Source organism: Denitromonas iodatirespirans (assembly GCF_018524365.1).
Lineage (GTDB): Bacteria > Pseudomonadota > Gammaproteobacteria > Burkholderiales > Rhodocyclaceae > Nitrogeniibacter > Nitrogeniibacter iodatirespirans.
This window is the reverse complement of the sequence record NZ_JAEKFT010000114.1, coordinates 1-837: the sequence shown is the minus strand read 5'-3', so window position 1 is coordinate 837 and position 837 is coordinate 1. Positions and strand designations below refer to the sequence as shown.

Annotated in this window: 1 protein-coding gene; it reads left to right on the top strand. The window is 67.6% G+C overall.

The window, feature by feature from the left end; translation table 11 throughout:
• Positions 1-837 (top strand): cadherin domain-containing protein (locus tag I8J34_RS24175; RefSeq protein ID WP_214364182.1); only part of this gene is annotated, 837 nt, incomplete at both ends.

Sequence of the window (837 nt, the reverse complement as noted above, 5' to 3'; positions counted from 1 at the left end):
TCACCGCCCCGACGCTGCCGGCCTGGCTCACGCTCACCGACAACGGCGACGGCACCGCCACGCTGTCCGGCACGCCGACCAACGCCGAAGTGGGCAACCACGCCGTCTCGCTGCAGGTGAGCGACGGATCGCTGAGTGCCACGCAGAACTTCACCCTCACGGTGAGCAACACCAACGACGCCCCGACCATCACCAGCGACGGTGGCGGCGCCAGCGCCAACCTCAACGCGGCCGAGAACCAGACGGCGGTGACCACCGTCACCGCCACCGACGCCGATGTGGGCGACACGCTGAGCTACAGCATCGCAGGCGGCGCCGATGCGGCCCGGTTCAGCATCGACGGCAGCACCGGCGTGCTCACGTTCAACGCCGCGCCCAACTTCGAAGCCCCCACCGATGTCGGCGGTGACAACATCTACGACGTCACCGTGCAGGTGAGCGACGGCACCACCACCGACACCCAGGCCATCGCGGTGACGGTCACCAATGTGAACGAAGCGCCCACGCTCATCAGCCTGAGCAACAACACCATCGCCGAGAACACCGACACCTCCAGCGGCACCAGCATCGGCACCCTGAGCACCACCGACCCGGACAGTGGCGACAGCACCAGCTACACCATCGTCGGCGGCGCCGATCAAGCCAAATTCAGCGTCGGCGGTGCGGGCTCGGACGAACTGATCCTCACCGACGGCGTGCTCGACTTCGAGACGCAGTCGAGCTACGCGGTGACGGTACGCATCACCGACGGCGGCGGACTCACCCGCGACGAGAGCTTCACCCTCAGCGTCACCGACCAGAACGAAGCGCCGAGCTTCGTGAGCAGCGCCGTGACCG